Source organism: Microbacterium sp. CFBP 8801, from assembly GCF_014839455.1.
GTDB lineage: Bacteria > Actinomycetota > Actinomycetes > Actinomycetales > Microbacteriaceae > Microbacterium.
Window position 1 is genome coordinate 117,153 of sequence record NZ_JACYNU010000008.1, and the last position, 23,485, is coordinate 140,637.

The window sequence follows — 23,485 nt, forward strand, 5'->3', positions numbered from 1 at the left end:
CGCGGGGGCGTCCGGGGTCACGGCATCCGGACCCTGAAGCCCGCCGCCCTCAGCCGCGGAACCCGCCGGGGTTCGACAGCAGGTCGGCGAAAGCGAGCTCGGCGGGGCCGACGAGCATGAGGCGCGAGCGCAGGTGCGCCCGTTCGAGGCGGATCGTGCGCCCCTCGGCGCCGAGGGGATGCACGCGCACGGCATCGGCCAGTCGTTCGCGGCTGACCGAGAGCAGGGCGCCGAGGTAGCCCGACAGAACGACCGTCTCGGGGCTGAAGGCGTTGACGAAGTTGGTCAGCGCGATCGAGAGCACCTCGACCTGGCGCGTCACCTCCGCCATCACGCGAGGGTTGCGAGCCACGCCCAGCTCGACGTCGAGTTCGTCTTCGTCGAGCTTGCGCCGACCCAGCAGGGGCTCGAGCAGGTCGAGGCTCACCTCGGCCTCGAGGCATCCTCGGCGTCCGCACACGCAGGCGCGCCCACGGGGGTCGACGACGGTGTGCCCCAGCTCGCCGGCGTAGCCCGAGGTGCCGCGCAGAAGGGTGCCGTCGATGATGAGACCGCCGCCGATGCTGTGCATCGCCCCGCCCAGGTAGAGCAGGTTGCCGACACCGACGCCGACACCGAAGCGCGACTCGGCGAGCGCGCCGATGCTCGCGTCGTTGCCGGCGGCCACCGGCATGCCGAGCTCGTCGCTCAGGCGCGCCGACACGGGGTCGCGCTTCCATCCCAGGGTGGGCGAGACGAGCACCGAGCCGTTGGCGTTGACGAGTCCGGGCACCGCGAGGCCCGCACCCACCACCCGGTAGTGCCGGTCGATGTCGGCGCGCATGGCCTCGACCGACGAGGCGACGATCTGCACGAACCGGCGCGGCGACGGCGCACTGGCCGTGTCGTGGCGCAGTCGCGCGTGCACCACCCCGCCCAGCCCGACCAGGGCGACGGTGACGGCGTGGGGTTCGGCCCGCACGCTGAGGGCGGCGACGTGGTCTTCGGGCTCGAGGTCGAGGGTCGGGCGCCCGACCTTGCCGGTGCGCTCGGTGCTGGCCGCCTCGCGCACGAGGCCCAGCTCGGTGAGCTCCATGACCAGGCCCGTCACCGTGGAGCGGTTGAGTCCCGTCGTCGCGCCCAGCTGCGCGCGTGAGAGCGCTCCCCGGGAATGGAGCAACGACAGCACCGACGCGAGGTTCTGCTGGCGGATCAGGTCGTTGGTGGTACGACCGACCGGGGGTGCGAGCGGCGTTGCGGGCTCGAACACGGCAGGGGTCATGAGAGGGGCACCTCCCCCATCATCCCATCGCGCAGGAACGGACGGTACGCGCAGCCGTCGAGAAGGACGGGGGCGGGGCCGACGGTCGACGCCGCGGCCCCGGGACGCGGATGGGGAGCGGGCCCCGGGGCCGCGCTCCCCATCCGGTCAGACACCGCCGTTGCGCCGCTTGTTGAAGATATCGAACGCGACGGCCAACAGCAGCACGATGCCCTTGATGGCCATCTGCCAGGCGGCGTCGACGCTGAGGATCGACAGCCCCATGTTCAGCACGCCCATCACCAGTCCACCGACGACCGCACCGACCACGGTGCCGATGCCGCCCTGGACGGCGGCGCCGCCGATGAAGACCGCGGCGATGGCATCCAGCTCGTAGTTCTGACCGGCGGACGCCACGGCGCTGCCGGCGCGCGCGGTGCTCACGACCGCCGCGAGGCCGGCGAGCACGCCCATGTTGACGAAGATGAAGAAGTTGACCCACTTCGTCTTCACACCGCTCATCACGGCGGCGAACAGGTTGCCGCCCATCGCGTACACGTGGCGGCCGAAGGTCGTGCGGTTGAGCACGAACGTGTACGCCAGGACGAGCACCGCGAGGATGATCAGAACGATCGGTGTGCCGTTGTAGGTGGCGAGCGTCAGGGCGATCGCCATGATCGCGACCGCGGCGATGAGGTTCTTCAGCCAGAACGACCACGCGACCTCACGGGGCAGCTCGAGGCGACGGAGCGTCGCGCGGGTGCGCAGCTGCTGGGCGATGAGCGCCACGACGGCGACGAGACCCAGCACGACGGTCAGCGAGTCCCAGTTGCCGATGTAGCCGAGCACCGGGGGCAGCCAGCCGGCGCCGATGGCGGTGAAGCCGTCGGGCAGACCCGCGATCGTGCCACCGGTGAGCAGCACCAGGGTGAGTCCGCGGAACAACAGCATGCCCGCCAGGGTGACGATGAACGCCGGGATGCCGACGAACGCCACCCAGAAGCCCTGCCACGCCCCGACGACCGCGCCGACGGCCAGCGAGAGGATGACGGCGGCCCACCAGGGCAGCCCCCACGAGTTCATCGAGATCGCCGCGATCGCTCCGACCATGGCGACCACCGAGCCGACCGACAGGTCGATGTGCCCCGCGATGATCACCATCACCATGCCGATCGCGAGGATCAGCACGTAGGCGTTCTGCTGGATGAGGTTGTTGACGTTTCCGGGCATGAGCAGTCGGCCGCCGGTCAGCACCTGGAACAGCACGATGATGATGACCAGGGCGGCGAGGATGCCGAACTGCCGGAAGTTGATGCGCGACAGGATGCCGCGGCGGCGCGGTCCCGGCTGCGTGGGCGCCTCGACCGTCTGGGTGGATGCGGTGGCCATGTCTTTCAGTTCCTTCCGGCGGTCATGTGCCGCATGAGGGTCTCCTGCGTGGCGTCGTCGCGGCTGACCTCTGCCGTGATGCGTCCCTCGGAGATCGTGTAGATGCGGTCGGAGAGGCCGATGACCTCGGGCAGCTCCGACGAGATGACGATGACGGCCTTACCCTGGGCCGCGAGTTCGTTGATGATGCCGTAGATCTCGTACTTCGCCCCGACGTCGATGCCGCGGGTCGGCTCGTCGAGGATCAGCACGTCGGGACCGGTGAACATCCACTTCGACAGCACGACCTTCTGCTGGTTCCCGCCGGACAGCCGTCCGGTGATCGCCGCGACGCTGGGGGCCTTGATGTTCATCTTGTAGCGGTACGAATCGGCGACCTTGTACTCGCGGTACCGGTCGACCACGCCCAGGCGGGCGAGGCGCGAGAGGGCGGATGCCGAGACGTTGACCTGGATGTCGCCGATGAGGTTGAGACCGTACTTCTTGCGGTCCTCGGTGGCGTAGGCGATGCCGTGCTTGATGGCCGCGTCGACCGTGCGCACGTCGATCTGCTGGCCGTTCTTGTAGACCTCGCCCGAGATGCCCGTGCCGTACATGCGGCCGAAGATGCTCATGGCGAGCTCGGTGCGACCGGCGCCCATGAGGCCCGCGAAACCGACGATCTCGCCCGCGCGCACCATGAACGAGGCGTCGTCGATGACCACGCGCTCGGTGTCGACCGGGTGGTGCACGGTCCAGTTCTCGACGCGGAAGAGTTCTTCGCCGATGTCGGGTTCGCGAGGGGGGAACAGGCTGTTCAGATCGCGGCCGACCATGGCGCGGATGATGCGCCCCTCGTCGGTGTCGGCGTCGGTGCGGTGCATCGTCTCGATGGTGCGGCCGTCGCGGATGATCGTGATGCGGTCGGAGATGCGCAGCACCTCCTTCAGCTTGTGGCTGATGATGATGCAGGTGATGCCCTGGTCGCGCAGCTGGTCGATCAGATCGAGCAGGTGGGCGGAGTCGTCGTCGTTCAGCGCGGCGGTGGGCTCGTCGAGGATGAGGAGCTTCACCTCTTTGGCCAGGGCCTTGGCGATCTCGACGAGCTGCTGCTTGCCGACGCCGATCTCGTAGATCTTGGTGGCGGGGTTCTCGCGCAGCCCCACGCGCTTGAGCAGCTCCGCGGCCGCGGTGTTCGTGGCGTTCCAGTCGATGACGCCGCGACGGGCCTTCTCGTTGCCCAGGAAGATGTTCTCGGCGATCGAGAGGTAAGGGCTGAGCGCCAACTCCTGGTGGATGATGACGATGCCCGCGGCCTCGCTGTCGTTGATCGAGCGGAACGCCATCTGCTCACCCTCGAGGGTGATGCTCCCCTCGAAGCTGCCCGCCGGGTAGACCCCGCTGAGCACCTTCATGAGGGTGGACTTGCCGGCGCCGTTCTCGCCGCAGATGGCGTGCACCTCTCCGCGGTGCACGTCGATCGACACGTCGGCGAGAGCCGGAACCCCGTTGAAGGACTTCGAGATCCCCGCCATGCGCAGGATCGGTTCGGTCATGGTGTGTGTCGTCCCTTCACCGTCGCCGGGGGCGACGCAAAAGTGGGCCGCCGAAGCGACTCGTGTGATCGTCGCCGGAGGCGACCGATGCCCTCCACCGGGCGGTGAAGGATCGAGCGGCGGGGCGGGCTGAGCCGCCCCGCCGCGAGAAGAGGACGGGGCGGGCGAGCCCGCCCCGTCGGTGATCGATCAGAGTCCGACGTCGGACGCCTTCAGGAAGCCCGAGTCGATGAGCTTCGTCTGCACGTCGTCCTTGACGACGACCTCGGGGGTCAGCAGGTACGAGGGGACGACCTTCTTGCCGTTGTCGTAGGTCTTCTCGTCGTTGACCTCGACGGTCTTGCCGTCCTTGATCTCCTGCACCATCGTGAACACGCGGTCGCCGAGGGCGCGGGTGTCCTTCCAGACCGTCATCGACTGCGCGCCGTCGAGGATCGCCTTGACGTTGGCCTTGTCGGCATCCTGACCCGTGATGATCGGGTAGTCGGCACCGGGGGTGTAGCCGGCCGACTTCAGCGACGCCTCGATACCGATGGCGAGGCTGTCGTTGGGCGAGAGCACCACGTTGACCTTCTTGCCGTCGCCGTAGAACGACGAGAGGCGGTTGTCCATCTCGGACTGCGCCTTGTCGGATGCCCAGCCCTGGATGCCGATCGACGCCCACGCGTCGTCGTTGGCGGGCGACTTGCCGCTGGGGACGACCAGCTGGCCCTTCTCGACGTACGGCTGCAGGACGTCCCACGCGCCGGCGAAGAAGAACTTGGCGTTGTTGTCATCGGGGCTGCCGGCGAAGGGCTCGAGGTTGAAGGGGCCCTTGCCGTCCTTCAGACCCAGCTGCTCTTCGATGTACTGGCCCTGCAGGGTGCCGACCTTGTAGTTGTCGAAGGTGGCGTAGTAGTCGACGTTCTCGCTGCCGTTGATCAGGCGGTCGTAGGCGATGACCGTGGCGTTCTGCGACTTGGCCTCCTGCAGCACCGGGCCGAGCGTCGAGCCGTCGATCGCGGCGATCACGAGGATCTTCGCGCCCCCCGAGATCTGGTTCTGGATCTGGCTGATCTGCTGGTCGGTCTTGTTGTCGGCGTACTGCAGGTCGACGGTGCACCCGGCGTGGGTGAGCTTCTTCTGCAGCTGCTCACCGTCGTTGATCCAGCGCTCGAGGCTGCGGGTCGGCATCGCGATGCCCACGTTGCACTCGGTCGAGCCACCGCCGGCGGCGTCGCCGCCTCCGTCGGCCGGACGGGTGGAGCTGCACGCTCCGAGGCCGACGGCGAGTGCGGCGATAGCCGCACCGGTCAGGATTTTCTTCAGCATGTGATCTGCGTTCCTCTCTGAACAGCAGGGACCTCGTGGTCCGCACCCGCGCCCTCCCCGGCGTCGGATCGGGTACGTCGTCGTCCCGGCACTCTGGTCCGTCGAATTATGACGGCTCCGAAAAATTATCCATCGAGGGGGGTTTTGTCTAGAGGCACGTCAAAATTCCCCGCGGCCGTGATCAGACCGTGACTCAGCGCTCGTCGCGGTCGGCGCCCGACCACAGATCGCCGCATTCGACGAACTCCGCCTCCTGAGCGATCAGGTAGGGCCGCGCCCCGACATCGCCCCGCACCGACGCCCCCACGGCCGCCCAGTGCGCTCGCCCGATGAGCACGGGATGCCCCGGCTCGCCGGTGTACGCCGCCTGGGCGAGGGCGTCGGGAGCCGCCCGCCGCACGAGGCGGGCGATCGCGGCCGGGACGACGTCGGGGGTGTCGACCGGCAGCACGACGACGGCGGATGCGGGTCCGGATGCCGCGGCCTCGAGGCCCGCGCGCAGCGACGTGGCCACCCCCGTCCGCCAGTCGGCGACGCGCACCACCGTCGCCTCGGCGGGCACCAGGAGGGCCGCCTCATCGGCGGCCGCGCCCACGACGACGAGGACGTCGCCGCACCCGCCCGCGCGCAGAGCCCGCACGGCGATCGCGATCCAGGGGACGCCGGCGCGGGTGCGGGCGAGGGCCTTGGGACCACCGAAACGACGCCCGGCGCCCGCGGCGAGGACGAGTCCGCACGGGGGCACGAGGGGGTCGGCGGGCATGGTCACGACAGCGTAGCGTGCGCGAAACACGCCCCGACTACCGTCGCGTCCATGCTCGAACTGGCCGCCGACCTGGTGCCCCTGCTCGACGCGGGAGTGCCCGTCGCGGCGGTCACCGTGACCGCCGTCGTGCGCAGCGCACCGCGCGGGGTGGGGGCCACTCTCGCCGTGACCCGCGACGCCCGCGTGATCGGATCGATCTCGGGAGGCTGCGTCGAGAGCGACGCCGTGATGCTCGGGCTCGATGCCCTGCGCACCGGCACCGTGCGCCGCGCGCGGTTCGGTTTCGGCGACGACGGCACGGTCACCCCCATCGCCGCGGGGCTCGCCTGCGGGGGTGCGGTCGACGTCGTGGCGTACCGGATCGACGCGGACGCCACGCGCGCCGCCCTCGACGACGCGCGCACCGGCCGCGCGGCGACCCTGCGCCTCGACCTCGACGGCGAGGCCCTCGTGCTACACCGCCCGGCACCGCCCCGGCTCATCGTGCTGGGCGCGGGTGAGCACGCCGCGGCGCTCTGCCGACTGGGGGCCGCCGCCGGATTCGCGGTGACCGTGTGCGACGACTGGGCCCTGCTGGTGACGCGCGAACGCTTCCCCGACGCGACCGAGCTGGTCGTCGCGGCCCCCCACGACTACCTCGCCACCCTCGACGAACCCGACGCGCGCACGGCGGTCTGCGTGCTGACGCACGACGAACGGCTCGACGTGCCCGCTCTTCGCGCGGCGCTGCGTCTGCCCGTGGGGTTCGTGGGCGCGATGGGGGCGCGGGCCACCGTCGCGCGCCGCGCGAAGCTCCTGCGCGCGGCGGGGGTCACGGATGCCGAGCTCGCCCGCCTGCACTCCCCCCTGGGCCTCGACCTGGGCGGCGTCACCCCCGAAGAGACGGCGCTCTCGGTGATCGCCGAGATCGTGGCATCCCGCAACGCCGCCGACGCCCGTCCGCTGCGCGACCGGCGCGGCCCCCGCCTGCACGGGATGGACCTCGACGCATCGTGCGCGGTGAGGAGCGCATGAGCGTGCTCGTCGTGCGCGGCGCGGTCGCCGTCGTCGACGGGACGGGGCGCGTGCACACCGGCGACGTCGTGAGCGTCGACGGCACGATCGTCGCCTCGGCCGATCTTTCGGGGGCGACCGTGATCGACGCCACCGGGTGCGTCGTGACCGCCGGGCTGGTCAACGCGCACCACCACCTCCTGCAGACGGCGTTCCGCACGCTGCCCGGCACCCGCGGCATCCCCATGCGCGACTGGTTGCCGGCGATGGCCGCGGCGTACTCCGCCGCCGGCGTCGACCCCGAGCTCACCGGGCTCGCCGCGCGGGCGGGGCTCGCCGAAGCCCTGCTGAGCGGGGTGACCACGGTCGCCGACCACCACCTGACCTGGCCGAGCGGCGCCGACACCGTCGGCATGGCGCGCGCGGCGGCCGCCGCGGCCCGCAACCTCGGCGCCCGACTCGTGTTCGTGCGTGGCGCCGCGCGCGACGATCCCGCCGAGGCGGCGGCCTCGGCCGACGCGATCGTGCGCGCCCTCGTTCCCGGGGCGCCCGGCGGCATCAGCGCCGACGGTGCGCTGCAGGTCGCCGTGGGCCCGGCCGGAGTGCACAGCGATCCCCGTGAGACGTTCGACGCGCTCGGCGAGGTCGCCCGCGTGCACGGTCTGCGCCGCCGCACGCAGGCGAACGAGGTCGTCGACGTCGCCATCGCCCTCGAACGCTACGGTGCCCGCCCGCTCGACCTGCTCGAGGAGTGGGGTTGGCTCGACGCCGACGTGACCCTCGCCCACCTGTGCGACGTGTCGGACGACGAGATCGCCCGGATCGCGGCATCCGGGGCCTCCGCCACCCACGCACCCGGCTGCGACGTGCCGATGGGGTGGGGCGTCGCCCCCGTACGACGACTGCTCGACGCCGGGATCTCCGTCGGGCTCGGCACGAGCGGTGGCGGGAGCAACGACGCGGGGCATCTGCTCGCCGACGCCCGACTGGCGATGCAGGTCTCGGCGCTCGTCGGGCCGCAGCTGCCCGCCGCAGACGTGCTCGCGATGGCCACGGCCGGCTCGGCCGACGGGCTCGGCCGCCCCGAGCTCGGGCGGCTCACCCCGGGATCCGCGGCCGACCTGTGCCTCTGGGACGTCTCGGGGGTCGCCGACGCCGGAGTCGCGGATGCCGTGGCGGGACTGCTGTGGGCCGCACCCGGCCGGCGTCCGCGCGACGTCGTCGTCGGTGGCCGTGTCGTCGTCGCCGGCGGCCGACTGGTCACCGCCGACGAGGACGAGGTCGTCGCCCGGCTGTTCGAGAGGGTGGGACGATGACGACCATGGCTCCCGCGATCCCCGCCGAGAAAACCCCCACCGGCGACGAACGGCTCGGCGCGCACCTGCGCGGACTGCGCAAAGCGCGCGGACTCACGCTGACGCAGCTGGCCGAGGCGGCGACGCTGTCGCATCCCTTCCTCAGCCAGCTCGAACGCGGTCTCGCGCGGCCCAGCATGGCGAGCCTCGAACGACTCGCGCGAGCGCTCGGCACCAGCCGGGTCGAACTCATCGCCGCCTCGGAGCCGCCCCGCCCCGACCACGACGCGCACCCCTCGTTCGTCGGCGCCGACGAGGGCGTGATCGGCCCCTACGCGGAAGGCACCGCGCGTCTGCTCGCGGAGGGCCCCCGACGCTTCGAACCCCTCGAGTTCACCGGCGCCAACCCCGACCCGGGAGACCACTACGTGCACGACGAGGACGAGTTCCTCACCGTGCTCGAAGGGTCGGTGGTGATCTCGTTCGGCGACTTCGGCGAGCGCACCCTGCGGGTCGGCGACTCGGTCTACTGCCGCTCGGGGACCCCGCACCGGTGGCACTCGCCGGGCGGGCTGCCGTATCGGTTGCTCATCGTGAAGGAACTCGTGCACGGCGGCGGTGTCGACGACACCGCAGAAGGAGAGTCATGACCGGAGGCGTCAGCTTCGAAGCCGTCGTCCGCGCCCGTCGCGATGCGGCGGAGGGCGTGGTCGTGCTCGACCTGGAGCGCACGGGTGGCACGCTGCCGCACTGGTCGCCCGGCGCGCACATCGACGTCGTGCTGCCCGACGGTGTCGAGCGGCAGTATTCGCTCTGCGGGTCGCCGACCGAGCGGGGCACGTGGCGCATCGGGGTGCTCCGCGAACGCGAGGGCTCGGTGTGGCTACACGAGAACGCGCACGTCGGTGCACCGCTTCGCGTGCGCGGTCCCGCCAACCACTTCTTGTTCGCCCCCACCGCCGGCCGCGCGTACGTGTTCGTCGCCGGGGGCATCGGCATCACGCCGATCGTGCCCATGATCGAGGCAGCAGAGACCGCCGGGGCGGCGTGGACGCTGCTGTACGCCGGCCGGTCGCGACGCACCATGGCCTTCGTCGACGAGTTGGTCGCGCAGTACGGCGACCGCGTCGAGGTGTACGCCGCCGACGAGGGACGCCGGCTCGACCTCGCGGAGTACTTCGGCGTCCCCGTCGCACGCACCGTCGTCTACTCGTGCGGACCCGCGCGCCTTCTGGAGTCCCTGGATGCCGCGATGGCGGGGTGGCCGCGCGGGAGCCTGCACGTCGAGCGGTTCGAGGCGAAGGTGCTCGGCCCGCCGGTGTGGGCCGAGCCGTTCGAGGTCGACCTGATGATGTCGGGCCTCACCGTGACCGTGCCCCCGGAGCGATCGATCCTCGACGTGGTGGAGGAGCACGGCACGGTCGTCCCCTCGAGCTGTCGGGTGGGCACGTGCGGCACCTGCGAGGTCGCCGTCGTCGACGGCGAGGTGGAGCATCGCGACTCCGTCCTCTCGCCGGAGGAACAGGATGCCAACCGGTCGATGATGGTGTGCGTGTCACGGGCGGCGTGCGGGCGGATCACGCTGGAGCTGTAGGAGCAGGACGGGCATTCGCCGCGGCCGACGGGGCTGCGCGCAAGGTTTGTCACGAGGGTCACGCCCAGGAAATACAGCGGAAACGCGCGGTTCCTAGCATCGGAACATCGCCGGATGTTGGTCACACCAACACTGGCCGGCCACTCCCGGTGGCCCGCCCCGATGCCGTGGCCCCTGTCTCGAAGTCTGTCTGCCCGACTCCCCGGAGGACCCCGTGTCTGCCGTTCCACCCGTCTCGATCGCCGCGCTGCGCGGCGTGCGCCTGACCTCGGGCGCCGTCGTCGACATCGCGCTCGACGGCGACGAGGTGCTCGCGGTCGTGCCGGCCGGAAGCCCCCTCCCCGACACCGACGGCGAGACGCTCGACCTCACCGGGTACCTCGTCACCGCGGCGGGCGCCGAGCCGCACGCCCACCTCGACAAGTCGCAGTCGTGGGACGCCATCCAGCCCCCGTTCGGCGACCTCGTGCGCGCCATCGAGAGCTGGCAGGCCTTCGCCGTCACCCTCGACGAAGACGAGACGCTCGGTCGGGCCCGGTCGACGGCACTGCGGATGCTGGCATCCGGGATCACGTCGATCCGCACCCACGTCGATCTGCTGCACGGCTCCGACCCCCTCATCGGCGTGCGGGCCCTGGTGCGCCTGCGCGACGAGCTCGAGGGCCTGATGGACATCGAGCTCGTCGCCCTCGGCGGCCCCACCGTGCCCGACGCGGTGTTCGACGCCGCGCTCGACGCGGGCGTCGACCTCGTCGGCGGAGCGCCCCACCTCGCCGACGACCCCCTCGCCGACCTCGAGCGCCTCATCGCCCTCGCGCGCCGCCGCGACGTGGGCCTCGACCTGCACACCGACGAGAGCCTCGCCGGAGCCGACACCCTCGCCGCGTACGCCCGCGCCGTCACCGGGTGGCACCGCCCCCGCACGGCCGGTCACTGCGTCCGCCTGAGCATGATGCCCGCCGCCGACCTCGCTCTGCTCGCCGACGAGATCCGCGCCGCCGACATCGGCGTGATCGCCCTGCCCATCACCAACCTGTACCTGCAGGGATGGGATGCCGCGCACGCGGTGCCCCGCGGGATCGCGCCCCTCGGCCGCCTCCGCGCCGCCGGCGTGCGCGTCGCGGCCGGTGCCGACAACGTGCGCGACCCCTTCAACCCCGTGGGCCGCTGCGACCACCTCGAGACCGCCTCGCTGCTCGTCTCGGCCGGTCACCTGGCACCCGAGGCGGCGATGGATGCCGTCACGACCGGTGCCCGCGACGTGATGGGCCTGCCCGTCGCCGGTCCCGTGCCGGGCGCCCGCGCCGACCTCGTCGCCGTGCGCGCCGACTCGCTCGGCGACGCCGTCGCCTTCGCGTCGGCCGACCGCGTCGTCCTGCACCGCGGCCGACTCGTCAGCCGCACCACCGTCTCGACCGAGACCGCGGCATCCGTCGCCCTGCCCGTCCGAACCCGCTCCGCCGCACCCGCGACGGCGTCGTAACCCGCCCCCAACGGAAAGTGAGCGCCCCCGTGACCTTGGCCTCTCCCGCCCCGGCATCCGTCGCGGATCCCACCGCGCCGATCCTGGACTTTCGCAACGTCGCCCTGACATTCCCCAACGGCACGACCGCCCTCTCCGGCGTCGACCTCACCGTCCATCCCGGTGAGTTCGTCAGCGTCGTCGGCCCCTCGGGCTGCGGCAAGTCGACTCTGCTGCGCATCGCCTCGGGCCTCGAAACGGCCAGCGAAGGCACCGCGACCGTCAACACCGACCGCATCGGCTACGTCTTCCAGGACGCGACCCTGCTGCCCTGGCGGGACGTGCAGTCGAACGTCGAACTGCTCGCCGAGCTGAACTGGCAGCCCAAGCGCGTGCGCGTGCCGAAGGCCAAGTGGGCCATCGACCTCGTCGGCCTGAACGGCTTCGAGAAGCACCTGCCGAAGCAGATGTCGGGGGGTATGAAGATGCGCACCTCGCTCGCGCGCTCCCTGACCCTCGACCCCGAACTGTTCCTGTTCGACGAGCCGTTCGGCGCACTCGACGAGATCACCCGCGAACGCCTGAACGACGAGCTCATCAAGATCTTCGTCGCGCAGAAGTTCGGCGGTCTCTTCATCACCCACTCGGTCTCCGAGGCCATCTACCTCTCCACCAAGGTCGTCGTGATGTCGGGGCGACCCGGACACCTCGTCGACACCTTCGAGATCCCCTTCGACATGCCGCGCGACCCCGAGATCCGCTACACCGCGGAGTACGCGAAGCTCGTCGGCGAGGTCTCCCACGCCCTTCGGGAAGGACACTCATGAGCACCACTTCTGCAGAGCCGGTCGCCGTCGAGTCGCCCGCGCCCACGGCATCCACTCCCCCGCCCACGCCACCGCGCCCGCGCGCGACCGGCGCCCGTCGCGGGTTCGGGGCTCGCCTCGCCGTCATCGCGCCGCCGTTCGCGGTGCTGGTGGTGCTGCTCGGCGTCTGGTACGCCATCTCGATCGGGCTCAGCGCCTCGGGCAAGGGCTTCCTCATGCCCATGCCCCACGAGATGTTTACCCTCGGCTTCTTCGACCCGCAGGTGGGCGCCGACATCTGGATCGCGCTCTTCCGAACGACCGGCGTCGCCCTCACCGGACTGATCGTCGCCATGGTCCTCGGCATCGGCTGGGCGATCGCGATGTCGCTCGCCCGCTGGGTCGAGCGCTCCACCTACGCCTACGCCGTGATGCTGCAGTGCATCCCGATCCTCGCGCTCGTGCCGCTGGTCGGATTCTGGTTCGGCTACGAATTCCTCGCCCGCGTCATCGTCTGCGTGCTGATCGCCCTGTTCCCCATGGTCTCGAACACGCTGTTCGGCCTGCAGTCGGTCGACAAGTCCCAGCGCGAGCTGTTCCGCCTGCAGAAGGCCAACAAGTGGACGGTGCTCACCAAGCTCACCCTCCCGGCCGCGCTCCCCTCGATGTTCGTCGGAATGCGCACCTCGGCCGGCCTGTCGGTCGTCGGCGCGATCGTCGGCGACTACTTCTTCCGACGCGGCGAGCCCGGTATCGGCTCGCTCATCGCCAACTACCAGTCGCGTCTGCAGAGCGCCGAGCTGTTCGCCGCCATCCTCGCCGCGTGCCTGCTCGGAGTCGCACTCTTCGTCTTCTTCGGCTGGCTGTCGAAGGCGGCCGTCGGCCGCTGGTACGACAGCACGCTCTGACCGACTCCCCGCATTCCGGATGCCACGGCTCCCCCCTCCGCAACGGGTGGGGAGCGGCATCCGGCGTACCCGAAAACCCGCACTCGAACACCCGCACCCGAACACCCGCACCCGAGAGCTCCACCCGTCACAGAAAGCGAACCAGCATGCAGCGCTCCACCCTTCTTCGCGGCACCGCCGTCACCGGCGCCTTCGCGATCGCCCTCACCCTCACCTCCTGCGCCGGTAGCGCCGGGGAGCAGGCCGCCCCCGCCACCGACATGCCCATCGGCGCCGTCGACCTCTCGGCCGACTGCCCCGCGACCGTCGTCGTGCAGACCGACTGGAACCCCGAAGCCGAGCACGGTCACCTCTACGAGATGATCAAGGACGACTACACGATCGACGCCAACACCAAGGCCGTCACCGGCCCGCTGATGTCGGACGGCGAGTACACCGGCGTCAACCTCGAGATCCGCGCCGGCGGTCCCGCGATCGGCTTCCAGACGGTCTCGGCCCAGATGTACCAGGACGACAAGATCACCCTCGGCTACATCAGCACCGACGAGGCGATCCAGCTGTCGGCCACCACGCCCACCAAGGCCGTCTTCGCTCCCCTCGACATCAGCCCCACCATGGTCATGTGGGACCCCGCCACCTACCCGGACGTCAAGACGATCGACGACGTCAAGGGCGCGCTGTCGTCGAACGGCGGCGTGTGGCGCTACTTCGACGGCTCGGCCTACATCGAGTACCTCAAGAGCGCCGGCCTGGCCGACGCCTCGATCCTCGACGGCTCGTACGACGGGACGCCCTCGAACTTCGTCGCCGCCGGCGGCAAGGACATGCAGCAGGGCTTCGCCTCGGCCGAGCCGTACGTCTACCAGAACGAGGTCTCGGCCTGGGGCAAGCCGGTCGACTTCGCCCTGATCCACGACGCCGGATGGCAGACGTACCAGTCGTCGGTGTCGGTGAAGTCCGACAAGTTCGACGAGCTGTCCCCGTGCCTGTCGAAGCTCGTCCCCGTGCTGCAGAAGGCCGGCGTCGAGTACTACAAGGACCCCTCGGCGGCGAACGACCTCGTGCTGAAGCTCGTCGACGAGTACGCCACCGGCTGGACCTACACGCAGGGCGTCGCCGACTACTCCGTCAAGACCCAGGTCGACCTGGGCCTGGTGGGCAACGGCCCCGACTCCACCTACGGCAACTTCGACGACACCCGCTTCGCGGACTTCTACACCAAGGCCAGCAAGGTCTACTCCGACCTCGGCACCCCGCCCGCCTCGGGCGAGACCGCGGAGGACCTGTACACGAACGAGTTTATCGACACCTCGATCTCGTTCTGACCGCCCCGGCCCGGTCCGCTTCGCGCGGGCCGGGCCGTTCGGTCGGGTCGCCCCGGTCCCCGAGCTCGGCAACGGGACCCCGACCACTTCCTCCCCCACACCCCCGGCATCCCTTCCGCCCGTTCCACCCGGAGACACACCCATGAGCGACACCGCCACCCGCGTCCTCTCCCTCGAGGACGAGCTGCTCGACCTGCTCGGTCCCGCCGCCGTCAGCACCGAACCGCGCGTGCGCGAGCGCGCGAGCATCGACGGCTCGCCGATGTCGCCGATCATCGCCGCCAAGCTCCCCCTCGGCCTCGCCGACCTGGTCGTCTTCGCCGCCGACGCGGAGCAGATCGCCACCGCCGTCGCCGCGGCCTCGCGCCACGGCGTTCCCGTGACCGTGCGCGGCAAGGGCACCGGCAACTACGGCCAGGGCATTCCGATGCAGGGCGGCCTGGTCATCGACACCACCCGCGCCAAGGCCATCGTCGAGGTCGGCGACGGCTACATCACGGCCGAGGCCGGCACCCCGATGGTGCTGCTCGAACAGGCCGCGTGGGCCGCGGGCCAAGCCCTGTGGATGTACCCCTCGACGGCGCAGTCCACCATCGGAGGATTCCTCTCGGGCGGCTCCGGCGGCACCGGCTCGATCGCGCACGGCTCGAACGACCGCGGTTTCGTGGCCGCCCTCGACGTCGTGCACGCCGACGGCAGCGCCGAGATCCACCACTTCGAGGGCGACGAGGCTCAGAAGTACGTGCACAACTACGGCACCGCCGGCGTCATCGTGCGTGCGACCGTGCGCCTCGAACCGCTGCGCGAGTGGCGAGGGCTCTGGGCGAGCTTCCCCGACTACGCCGGCACGCTGTCGGTGCTGCAGACGATCGGCAACCTCGACCCCTCACCGCGCCTGGTGTCGGGCGACGGACCCGAGATCTCGGCATCCCTCCCCGCCGACGAGGCCATCCCCGAGGGCCGGTCGAGCCTGCGCGCGATCATCGACGCCTCGCTCATCGAGACCGTCACCGCGATCATCGAGGGCGCCGGCGGCCGGGTCGAAGCCGTGCGCGAGGGACCGCAGGCCAGCATCCGCCTGTCGATGCTGAGCTACAACCACCCCATCGAGTGGTACCAGAAGAGCCAGCCGCACGAGGTGTTCCACCTCGAGGTCGCGGGCGCTCCCCTGGCCGACGACGTCGACGCCGTCGAGGCCGTGTTCCCGGGCGGGAAGCTGCACATCGAGTCGACCAAGGAGTACCCCATCGGCATGCTCGCCGCTCCCTACGTCAGCGAGGACGACGTGTACCGCGGCATCGCCGACCTCAACGCGATCGGGGTGGGCGTGCACAACCCGCACCAGTGGAACGTCGACTTCAACGTCGAGCAGACCGCCGCCACCGCCCGCCTCACCGACCCGAACGGCCTGCTGAACCCCGGCAAGCTCGACCCCGCCTACGGCGGACCCCGAAAGGGAGCGATCATCTCATGACCCGCCTTCTCGCCGAGCTCAGCGGCCCCGCCGCTGCGGCCGCCCTCACCGAGGACTCGATCCTCGTGCTGCCCACCGGCGCCATCGAGCACCACGGTCCGCACCTTCCGCTCGCGACCGATGCCATCGTCGCCGAGGCCTCGGCCACGGCGGCCGTCGCTCGGGCCGCCGCCCAGGGCCTCGACGTCTGGCAGCTGCCGACCCTGTCGATCACGAAGTCCGACGAGCACTCGTGGGCGCCGGGCACGCTCTGGCTGACGCCTGAGACGATGATGCAGACGGTCGTCGACATCGGCCGCTCGATCCTCACCACCCGCGCCCGCACGCTCGTCTTCCTCAACGGGCACGGTGGCAACGTCGCCCTGCTGAACGTCGCGAACCGCGAGCTGCGTCGCCGCTTCGGCCTGCGCACCTTCTTCATGCCCGCCGCCCGCGTGCCCTCGTTCGACGGCACCGACGGCACCCCCGACGAGCACGGCACCGGCATCCACGCCGGCTACGGCGAGACGAGCATGATCATGCACCTGCGCCCCGAGCTGGTCGACCCGGCCGAATTCCACGCCACCGTGCCCGCGCACATCGGCGAGTTCCGCCACATCGGCTTCAACTCCAAGCCGGTGACCTTCGGCTGGCTGTCGAACGACTTCGGTCCCACCGGCGTGCTGGGCGACCCGACCGGCGCGAACGCCGAGGCCGGCGCGCGGATGTTCGAGGAGAGCGTGTCGTTCGTCGTCGAGGCGCTCGAGGAGATCAGCCGCTTCGACTACACCGCGTGATGCGGGCGAGGCGCGCACGACTCCTGCACGACGGGCGGATGCGGTCGCTTTGCCCGGGCGGGCGACCGGCCCGCAGGAGTCGTGCGCGGCCCGAGGGACGCGCATGAGCGTCGCCGCCGAAACCGGCCAGGGCGTCCGGGCCTACGGCCAGGTGCTGCGCCTGCCCGGGGCGCGGACGTTCGTCGCCGCCGGGATCCTCGCGCGCTTCCCCCGGGCGACACTGTCGCTCGGCATCATCCTCCTCGTCTCGGCCGCGACCGGCAGCTTCGCCTCGGCCGGGCTCGTCGTGGCACCGCTCGTGGTCGGCATGGCGATCGCGGCCCCGCTGTGGTCGTCGCGCATGGATCGGCACGGGCAGTCGCGCGTGATCCTGGTGTCGCTCGGATGCCTCGTGCTCGCGGCATCCGCATTCCTCGCCCTCGTGCTGACGGGGTCACCGTTCTGGACGTGGCTGATCGCGGCGTTCGTGACGGGGGCGGCGACCCCGGATCTCACCTCGGCCGTGCGGGCACGGTGGACGGTGCTGGCCCCGCCGTCGCAGCGGACGGCCGCGTTGGCCCTCGAGACCATCGCCGACCAGATGGTGTTCATCGCCGGTCCCCCCGCCATCACGGCGGTGGCCGCGGCTCTCGATCCGGCCGTCGCGGTGCTGGGGTCGCTCGGACTCGGGCTGATCGGCGGCGTGTGGCTCGCGTCGCAGCGCGGCACGCAACCCGCGTCGACTCCGCGGACGGAGCGGCGCGGTGTGGTGCTGCCGCCCGCCGGGGTGATTCCCATCGCTCTGGCCTGTGTCGCCCTCGGCGGCGTGTTCGGCGCGTTCGACGTGGGCCTGGTCGGCTGGGCCGAGGTGGGTGGGCACCCGTGGCTGGCCGGACCGGCGTTCAGCGCCCTGGCCGTCGCGATCGCGATCGGCTCGGTCGTCACGGGCGCGCGCACGTGGCGTCTCTCGCCCGCCGCGCGCTACATCGGCTTCGCGGCTCTGGCGGCCCTGGTCGCCGTCGGCCTGCCGTTCGCGCAGGGCTCCGTGCCGGTGCTGTTCGGGGTCATCCTGCTGCTCGGGCTGGCGGTGTCGCCGGTGATGGTGTCGGGGATCCTCGTCGCCTCGGCCCGCGCCCCCGAAGGACGCGTCACCGAAACCCTCGCCTACCCGACCGCCGCGATGTCGCTCGGTGTGCCGATCGGCGGTGTGATCGCCGGAGCTGCCCTGGATGCCACGGGCCCGGCCGTAGCCCTCGTCACGATCGCGGTGTCGCTGGCGCTGGCCGCGGGGATTGCCGCGGTGGGCGAGGCGGTGCTGCGGGTGGGGCGGTCTGACCCGACGCCCTGACGCGCGACTCCCACCCCCGTTGAGTGTCCATGACACGCCGCCCCCGACCGCTCGCGAGCGGCGTGTTCTGGACGCTCAACGGGTGAGTGCCGCGCCGAGGTGACGGAGAACCGAGACGTGGCCGTCGTCGGGACGCAGGTCGAGCCTCGCGTGCGGGAGAGCGACCGCCAGCATCCGCGCGTGGGCGGGAGGGATCACGCGGTCGCGTTCGCCCTGGACGAGGAGGACGGATGCCGTGACCTCCGCGAGCTCGAAACCCCAGTGCCGGGTGAAAGCGAGGTCGTCGTCGATCAGACCGTCGGGTCCGAACTCCTCGGCCGCTCCGGCGTCGGCTCCGAGTGAGGCCCACTCATCCTCGAGCGCCGCGAAGTCGGCATCCACGAACTGCGCCGGATCGAACTGATCGGTCTCGGCGAAGCGGCGCCGGGCGGCCTCGCCCTTCAGCGCGGCGCGCAGGCCGCCGGGCGCCTGCATTGCGGCGAACCAGTCGTCGTCGCCGGTGAACGGCGCGGGCGAGGCGAACGTGATCACCGCGCGGACACGGTCGGGCATCGCCGCGGCGCACGCGAGGGCGTGCGGTCCGCCACCCGAGGCTCCGACCGAGACGACGGATGCCACGCCCAACTCGTCGAGCACCGGCCGGGTGCCCGCAGCGACGTCGGCGACCGTGCGTCCGGGCATCCGCGGCGAACCGGCGTAGGCGGGACGGGCGATCGAGACGACCGCGAGACCCCGGGTGTCGGCCGCGCGCTGCACCGGGGGGAGGATCGCCCCCGTCTGCGGCGAACCGTGATGCCAGAGCAGCACGTCGCGTCCGGCGATGTCGGCGTGGGACGTGTGGACGTCGAGCCCCGCGATGGTCCTCTGCATGCGCCTACGCTGGCACGCCCGCCTCGCGAGCGCGAGGGTGCGACCGCCGCCTGCCGAAGCAGTGCGCCGAAACCCGGACGATGACGGGGCGGCCGTACGGCGTGTTGTGGACGCTCAGCGTGTTCATGCGCGCCCGCAGCGCCTCGAAAGACGTTGAATGTCCAGGACACGCCGCCCCCGGCGGGCGGGGCGCGGCGTGTCTTGGACACTCAACAGGGGGATTTTGGGGGGCGGGGGACGGGGGACAGGGACGGGGGATGCCGCGCCGTGGGGCTACAGGATGACGCCGTACTCGTCGGCCAGCGCGGGCAGCTCCTCGTGCAGCACGCGGGATGCCTCGGCGGCGAGCGGGTTGGTCGAGACGCCGCGGTCGTTGACGAGCTTTCCGCCGACGTAGACCTGCTGCAGGTTGCGCAGCCCGCAGGCGAGCACGTAGCTGCGCACGGGGTTCCAGAGCGGTCCGATGTCGGGGGTACGCGGGTCGACCACGACGAAGTCGGCGAACTTGCCCACCTCGAGGCTGCCGACGCGGTCGTCGACGCCCATGATCTCGGCTCCCCCGAGGGTGTGCAGGCGCAGCACGCGCTCGGGCATCATCGACAACGGGTCGTGGGTGCGGGCGCGCTGCATGAACATCCCCATGCGCATGTTCTGCCAGGGGTCGGCGACGTCGGTGCAGGCCTGGTCGTCGAGACCCATGCCGACCTTCATGCCGAGATCGAGCATCTCGGGCACGTGCGCGATGCCCGACGCCAGACGCCCGTTAGATGCCGGCTGCCACGACATGCTCGCGCCGCCGGCCGCGGCATCCTGGATGATCTCGGGCGTGGTCTGGATGAAGTGGCCGAACATCATGCCCGGGCGAAGAGCACCGGCGTTCTTGTACAGCTGGAACTTGGTCTGCTGGTGCTCGATCGCCTCGTAGGTCTCGAGGAAGTGCGCCTGGTTGGTGACGCCGAAGCGGTCCATGACCGCGACCTCGATCTCGGCGGCGTCGGGCCGCGTCGACCACTGCACCTGGCCCATGATCGAGGCGCCGAGGGCGAGGTCGGGGTCCATCGCGAGCACGTGGTCGAGCGACGCCTCGAAGCGCGCGAAGATCTCGTCGTCGGTGCCGACGGTGGCATCCAACGCGATCGAGTCGACGAAGCGGAGGCCGGCGTCGTGGCATCCATCGGCCTGTCGCGTGTGCCAGGACTGGTCGCGGAGCAGTCCGCCGCCGTCGCTGCGCTTGCCCTCGACCATCGGCTCCCACGGCAGGAGCGGGTCGGTGAAGTTGTACGCCGTGGTGACGCCGTTGGCGAGGAAGTCGAGCGAGCCGTGCAGCGTCGCCCAGTAGATCTGGTCGGGTGAGGCGTTGTTCAGCACGCTGAACATCGAGGTGCACCAGCCGTAGAGCGTCTGGTCGACGCCGAGTCCGCGCGAGCCGCTCGTGAAGAGGTGGCTGTGCGACGAGACGAACCCGGGAGCGACGAACTTGCCGTCGACGTCGAGGATCTCGTCGGCGGTGACGCCCGGATCGGGGTCGCCGGCGCCGATCGCCGCGATGCGGCCGTCGGTGACGAGCAGGAAGCCCCGCTCGATGTAACCGGGGTCGTCGGTGCCCGCGGGAACCGTGATGAGCCGTGCGTTGATTACCAGAAGCGACATGTTGATGACGGTAACAATGGCGTGTTTCCGCGGTGTTCCGAGCGGGTAGCGGGTTGTGTGCGCGCGGCGTGGAGCCGCGCGGCCCCGTTGAGTGTCCAGGACACGCCGTGTGGGGGCGGGCTCGTGCGGCGTGTTGTGGACACTCAACGCCGGGAAGGGCGGCGGGGGGCGAGAGGGACGCGCGTCAGGCGGAGGCGCGGCGCACGGCGGGGGCGATGGCGGCGAGCACCTCGTCGCGCGCGGGCGTCGACGGGAACACCAGAAAGAGGTGCGGCACCCCCTCGCGGCGGAGGAACTCGACGGGGACTCCGGATGCCGAGAGCTCGCCCGCGTACTCCTCCGCCTCGTCGGACAGCGGGTCGACGCCCGCCGCGACGATCACCGCCGGCGCGGAGCCGGTGAGGTCGGGGGCGCGCAGCGGCGCGGCCTCGACCGGGACCGCGGACATGGTCGTCGCGGCGACTGCCCCGGGCACCGCTGCCGCCGGGCCGGGCTGCGGCGTCGGGGCCGCGGCCGTGGCCGGGGCCGCGGCATCCTGCACATACAGCCCCCAGTACCACTGCATGCCGCGCGAGGTCAGCGGCAGGTTCTCGGTGTGCGCGCGATAGCTCGGGCGGTCGGGATCGGGCGCGTCGAGCACGGGGCACAGCAGCACCTGGCACCGGATGCCGGGAGCCCGGCCCTCACGCGAACGCAGCGCCAGAGCCGCGGCGAGGTTGCCCCCGGCGCTGTGCCCGGCGACGCCGAGAAGATCGGGGTCGACCAGACCGCCCGCGCCCTCGGCGGCGAAGCGCAGGGCGCGGTCGAGGTCGTCGAGACCGGCCGGGAAAGGGTGCTCGGGCGCCAGTCGGTAGTCCACGCTCAGCACCTGGGTGCCGGTCGCCGCGGCGAGTGCGCGGCAGAGGGCGTCGTTGTTGTCGAGGTTGCCGGCGACCCAGCCGCCGCCGTGAGCGAAGACGAGCGTGCCCCGGTGTCCGGTGCGGGGTCGGTAGAGGCGGAGCGCGAGGCCGTCGGCATCCGTGTCGATCGACTCGACGACGTCGTCGTCGGGCAGGCGTACCCACGACGGGTTGGCACGCAACTCGGCGATGCGCGCGGCGTCGTCGCCGTCGGCATCGGTCGCTCCCGAGGGGATCGTGCCCGCGCTCGCGGCGAGGCGGGCCAGGTGTGCGCGCACGTCGGGGTCGGTGATGGCCGGGTGCACGGTGTCGGTCACGGGGTCTCCAGGCAGGTCGAGTGTCCAGGACACGCCGCGCCGGTGCGGCGGGATGCGGCGTGTCCTGGACACTCACGAGAGGGGATGCGGGCGAGAGCGAGAGTACGGGGCGCGATCGCGCGGCGAGGGCGGGTTCGCCAGAGCGTTACGGGGCCGAAACACCGACGTCGCGCGCCACGCGCACGATGGCGACATGACCGTGCCCGAAGAGCGCGCCGCCTCGATCCTCGCCGCGCAGCGCTACGTCGTGATCGGCACGGCCGATGCCGACGGGCCGTGGACCGCCGCCGCGCAGTACCGTCTGCTCGCGCGCGGCATGTACGTGGAGTCCGGCCGCGCCTCGCGGCACGCCCGCGCGATCTCGGCGTCGGGGGTGGCATCCGGGGTCGTGTACGACTCGTCGGCCGCGATCGCCGACGCCGACGGTGTTCAGCTGTCGTTCCGAGCGAGCGAGGTGGATGCCGACGCCTCGGCGATCAGCGCCGTGCTGGCCGAGCGGTTGCCGAGGGATGCCGGAACCGACGAGGACGCCGCCGCGGTGCTGGCGGTACCCGACAAGCGCCTGTACGTGCTCGAGGTGGAGCGCGTGTTCGTGTTCGACCGCGATGCGTGGCGCACGCGCGGAACCGACGCGCGGCTGGAGGTCGACGCGGCCGCGGTCTGGGCACGACTCACGTGAGATGACGCCCGCCGACGCGGGTGGGCGAGAGCGTTACGCCGCCGAAACAGCCCCGACGTCACGGCGTGCGACGCTCCGCGTACGGTGACGCCCGAGGGCGACCCGAACCTCGCCAGAAGGAGTGCCATGTCCTACCGCGTCATCGTCACCGGGGGCTCCGGCGGCATCGGTGCCGCCATCGTCGCCCGGTTCGCCGCCGACGGCGCCGCGGTCGTCGTGCTCGATCGGCGCGCCCCGGCCGAGGGCGCGGCATCCGGCTTCTTCGCCGTCGACCTGCGGGACCCGCTCGACACCCGGCGTGCGGTGGGCGAAGCGGTCGCGGCCCTCGGCGGCGTCGACGTGCTGGTCAACTGCGCGGGAGTCTTCCAGCACGCGTCGCTGCTCGACATCACCGTCGACGACTGGGACCGCGTGCTCGACATCAACGCGCGCGCGACCCTCGTGACCATGCAGGCGGTCGCGCCGACGATGCTCGAGGCACGCAGCGGCGCGATCGTGAACATCGCCAGCATGGCGGCCAAGCAGGGCGGTGGCGGCGAGGGGCACTACGCGGCGTCGAAGGCCGCGGTCGTGGCCCTCACCCGTGCCGGAGCGCAGGAATGGGGATGCCACGGCGTCACCGTCAACGCCGTATGCCCCGGATACGTGCTCACCGACATGGGCGCCGACACCCGCTCCGAGGCCGACGTCGCCGCGTGGAGCGCGAAGTCTCCGTTGGGACGACTCGGCATTCCGGAGGACGTCGCGGGAGTGACGCACTTCCTCGCGTCGCCGTCCGGCAGCTACCTGACGGGACAGGCCATCAACGTCACCGGCGGAATGGTCATGCACTGAGCCGCGCGGGTACGCCGATGAGGCGGGCGTGGAAA

Annotated in this window: 21 protein-coding genes; 13 read left to right on the top strand and 8 right to left on the bottom strand. The window is 71.4% G+C overall.

Features of this window, described 5'->3' with window-relative positions; genetic code table 11:
- Window positions 1–49 precede the first annotated feature (49 nt).
- The 5 genes from IFR11_RS11165 to IFR11_RS11185 all read right to left on the bottom strand — a co-directional run bounded on the left by IFR11_RS11165 (window position 50) and on the right by IFR11_RS11185 (window position 6,238).
- Complete coding sequence (locus tag IFR11_RS11165; protein WP_055935490.1) at window positions 50–1,261, bottom strand: ROK family protein; 1,212 nt, start codon at window positions 1,259–1,261, stop codon at window positions 50–52.
- A 147-nt stretch (window positions 1,262–1,408) separates the two neighbouring features.
- Window positions 1,409–2,629 carry a multiple monosaccharide ABC transporter permease gene (mmsB, locus tag IFR11_RS11170; protein WP_055831990.1) on the bottom strand — a complete coding sequence of 407 codons (1,221 nt, stop codon included), beginning with the start codon at window positions 2,627–2,629 and terminating at the stop codon, window positions 1,409–1,411.
- 5 nt (window positions 2,630–2,634) lie between these two features.
- Complete coding sequence (gene mmsA, locus IFR11_RS11175) at window positions 2,635–4,164, bottom strand: multiple monosaccharide ABC transporter ATP-binding protein (protein ID WP_055831992.1); 1,530 nt, start codon at window positions 4,162–4,164, stop codon at window positions 2,635–2,637.
- 189 nt (window positions 4,165–4,353) lie between these two features.
- A complete protein-coding gene (chvE, locus tag IFR11_RS11180; RefSeq protein ID WP_191916195.1) occupies window positions 4,354–5,475 on the bottom strand; it encodes a multiple monosaccharide ABC transporter substrate-binding protein in 1,122 nt (373 codons plus the stop codon).
- 193 nt (window positions 5,476–5,668) lie between these two features.
- Entirely contained in the window at window positions 5,669–6,238 is a 570-nt protein-coding gene (locus IFR11_RS11185) for a nucleotidyltransferase family protein (RefSeq protein ID WP_191916196.1), read from the bottom strand.
- Window positions 6,239–6,289: 51 nt separating this feature from the next.
- Between IFR11_RS11185 and IFR11_RS11190 the strand changes: the two genes are divergently transcribed.
- From IFR11_RS11190 to IFR11_RS11240, 11 genes are all read left to right on the top strand, one after another.
- Window positions 6,290–7,255: an XdhC family protein gene (locus IFR11_RS11190; protein WP_191916197.1), complete on the top strand. Its 966-nt coding sequence runs from the start codon at window positions 6,290–6,292 to the stop codon at window positions 7,253–7,255.
- Window positions 7,252–8,550, top strand: coding sequence for an amidohydrolase family protein (locus IFR11_RS11195; protein ID WP_191916198.1), 1,299 nt, complete (start codon window positions 7,252–7,254; stop codon window positions 8,548–8,550). The genes IFR11_RS11190 and IFR11_RS11195 overlap by 4 nt, the downstream gene beginning before the upstream one ends.
- A complete protein-coding gene (locus IFR11_RS11200) occupies window positions 8,547–9,179 on the top strand; it encodes an XRE family transcriptional regulator (protein WP_055935486.1) in 633 nt (210 codons plus the stop codon). Before IFR11_RS11195 ends, IFR11_RS11200 begins: the two co-directional genes overlap by 4 nt.
- Window positions 9,176–10,123 carry a PDR/VanB family oxidoreductase gene (locus IFR11_RS11205; RefSeq protein ID WP_191916199.1) on the top strand — a complete coding sequence of 316 codons (948 nt, stop codon included), beginning with the start codon at window positions 9,176–9,178 and terminating at the stop codon, window positions 10,121–10,123. Before IFR11_RS11200 ends, IFR11_RS11205 begins: the two co-directional genes overlap by 4 nt.
- Window positions 10,124–10,337: 214 nt before the next feature.
- Window positions 10,338–11,606 (top strand): amidohydrolase family protein, encoded by a 1,269-nt coding sequence (locus IFR11_RS11210; RefSeq protein WP_055832001.1) that lies wholly within the window; start codon window positions 10,338–10,340, stop codon window positions 11,604–11,606.
- A 29-nt stretch (window positions 11,607–11,635) separates the two neighbouring features.
- On the top strand, window positions 11,636–12,412 hold the full coding sequence (locus IFR11_RS11215; protein ID WP_055832004.1) for an ABC transporter ATP-binding protein: 777 nt from the start codon (window positions 11,636–11,638) through the stop codon (window positions 12,410–12,412).
- Window positions 12,409–13,299: an ABC transporter permease gene (locus IFR11_RS11220; RefSeq protein WP_055832005.1), complete on the top strand. Its 891-nt coding sequence runs from the start codon at window positions 12,409–12,411 to the stop codon at window positions 13,297–13,299. Before IFR11_RS11215 ends, IFR11_RS11220 begins: the two co-directional genes overlap by 4 nt.
- 146 nt (window positions 13,300–13,445) lie before the next feature.
- A complete protein-coding gene (locus IFR11_RS11225; RefSeq protein ID WP_191916200.1) occupies window positions 13,446–14,624 on the top strand; it encodes an ABC transporter substrate-binding protein in 1,179 nt (392 codons plus the stop codon).
- Window positions 14,625–14,766: 142 nt separating this feature from the next.
- Entirely contained in the window at window positions 14,767–16,098 is a 1,332-nt protein-coding gene (locus IFR11_RS11230; RefSeq protein WP_191916201.1) for an FAD-binding oxidoreductase, read from the top strand.
- Window positions 16,095–16,874: a creatininase family protein gene (locus tag IFR11_RS11235; protein WP_055935478.1), complete on the top strand. Its 780-nt coding sequence runs from the start codon at window positions 16,095–16,097 to the stop codon at window positions 16,872–16,874. The genes IFR11_RS11230 and IFR11_RS11235 overlap by 4 nt, the downstream gene beginning before the upstream one ends.
- Before the next feature lie 103 nt (window positions 16,875–16,977).
- Entirely contained in the window at window positions 16,978–18,201 is a 1,224-nt protein-coding gene (locus tag IFR11_RS11240; protein ID WP_191916202.1) for an MFS transporter, read from the top strand.
- Between the two features lie 75 nt (window positions 18,202–18,276).
- Here IFR11_RS11240 and IFR11_RS11245 read toward each other — a convergent pair whose 3' ends face one another.
- The 3 genes from IFR11_RS11245 to IFR11_RS11255 all read right to left on the bottom strand — a co-directional run bounded on the left by IFR11_RS11245 (window position 18,277) and on the right by IFR11_RS11255 (window position 21,937).
- Window positions 18,277–19,071 carry an alpha/beta fold hydrolase gene (locus IFR11_RS11245; protein WP_191916203.1) on the bottom strand — a complete coding sequence of 265 codons (795 nt, stop codon included), beginning with the start codon at window positions 19,069–19,071 and terminating at the stop codon, window positions 18,277–18,279.
- 273 nt (window positions 19,072–19,344) lie between these two features.
- Entirely contained in the window at window positions 19,345–20,721 is a 1,377-nt protein-coding gene (locus IFR11_RS11250) for an amidohydrolase family protein (RefSeq protein WP_191916204.1), read from the bottom strand.
- 184 nt (window positions 20,722–20,905) lie between these two features.
- Entirely contained in the window at window positions 20,906–21,937 is a 1,032-nt protein-coding gene (locus tag IFR11_RS11255; protein WP_191916205.1) for an alpha/beta hydrolase fold domain-containing protein, read from the bottom strand.
- Window positions 21,938–22,130: 193 nt separating this feature from the next.
- Here IFR11_RS11255 and IFR11_RS11260 point away from each other — a divergent pair, with 193 nt between their 5' ends.
- Both IFR11_RS11260 and IFR11_RS11265 read left to right on the top strand, forming a co-directional pair.
- Window positions 22,131–22,616 carry a pyridoxamine 5'-phosphate oxidase family protein gene (locus IFR11_RS11260; protein ID WP_191916206.1) on the top strand — a complete coding sequence of 162 codons (486 nt, stop codon included), beginning with the start codon at window positions 22,131–22,133 and terminating at the stop codon, window positions 22,614–22,616.
- Window positions 22,617–22,742: 126 nt separating this feature from the next.
- A complete protein-coding gene (locus IFR11_RS11265; protein ID WP_055935465.1) occupies window positions 22,743–23,450 on the top strand; it encodes an SDR family NAD(P)-dependent oxidoreductase in 708 nt (235 codons plus the stop codon).
- Window positions 23,451–23,485: the final 35 nt, after the last annotated feature.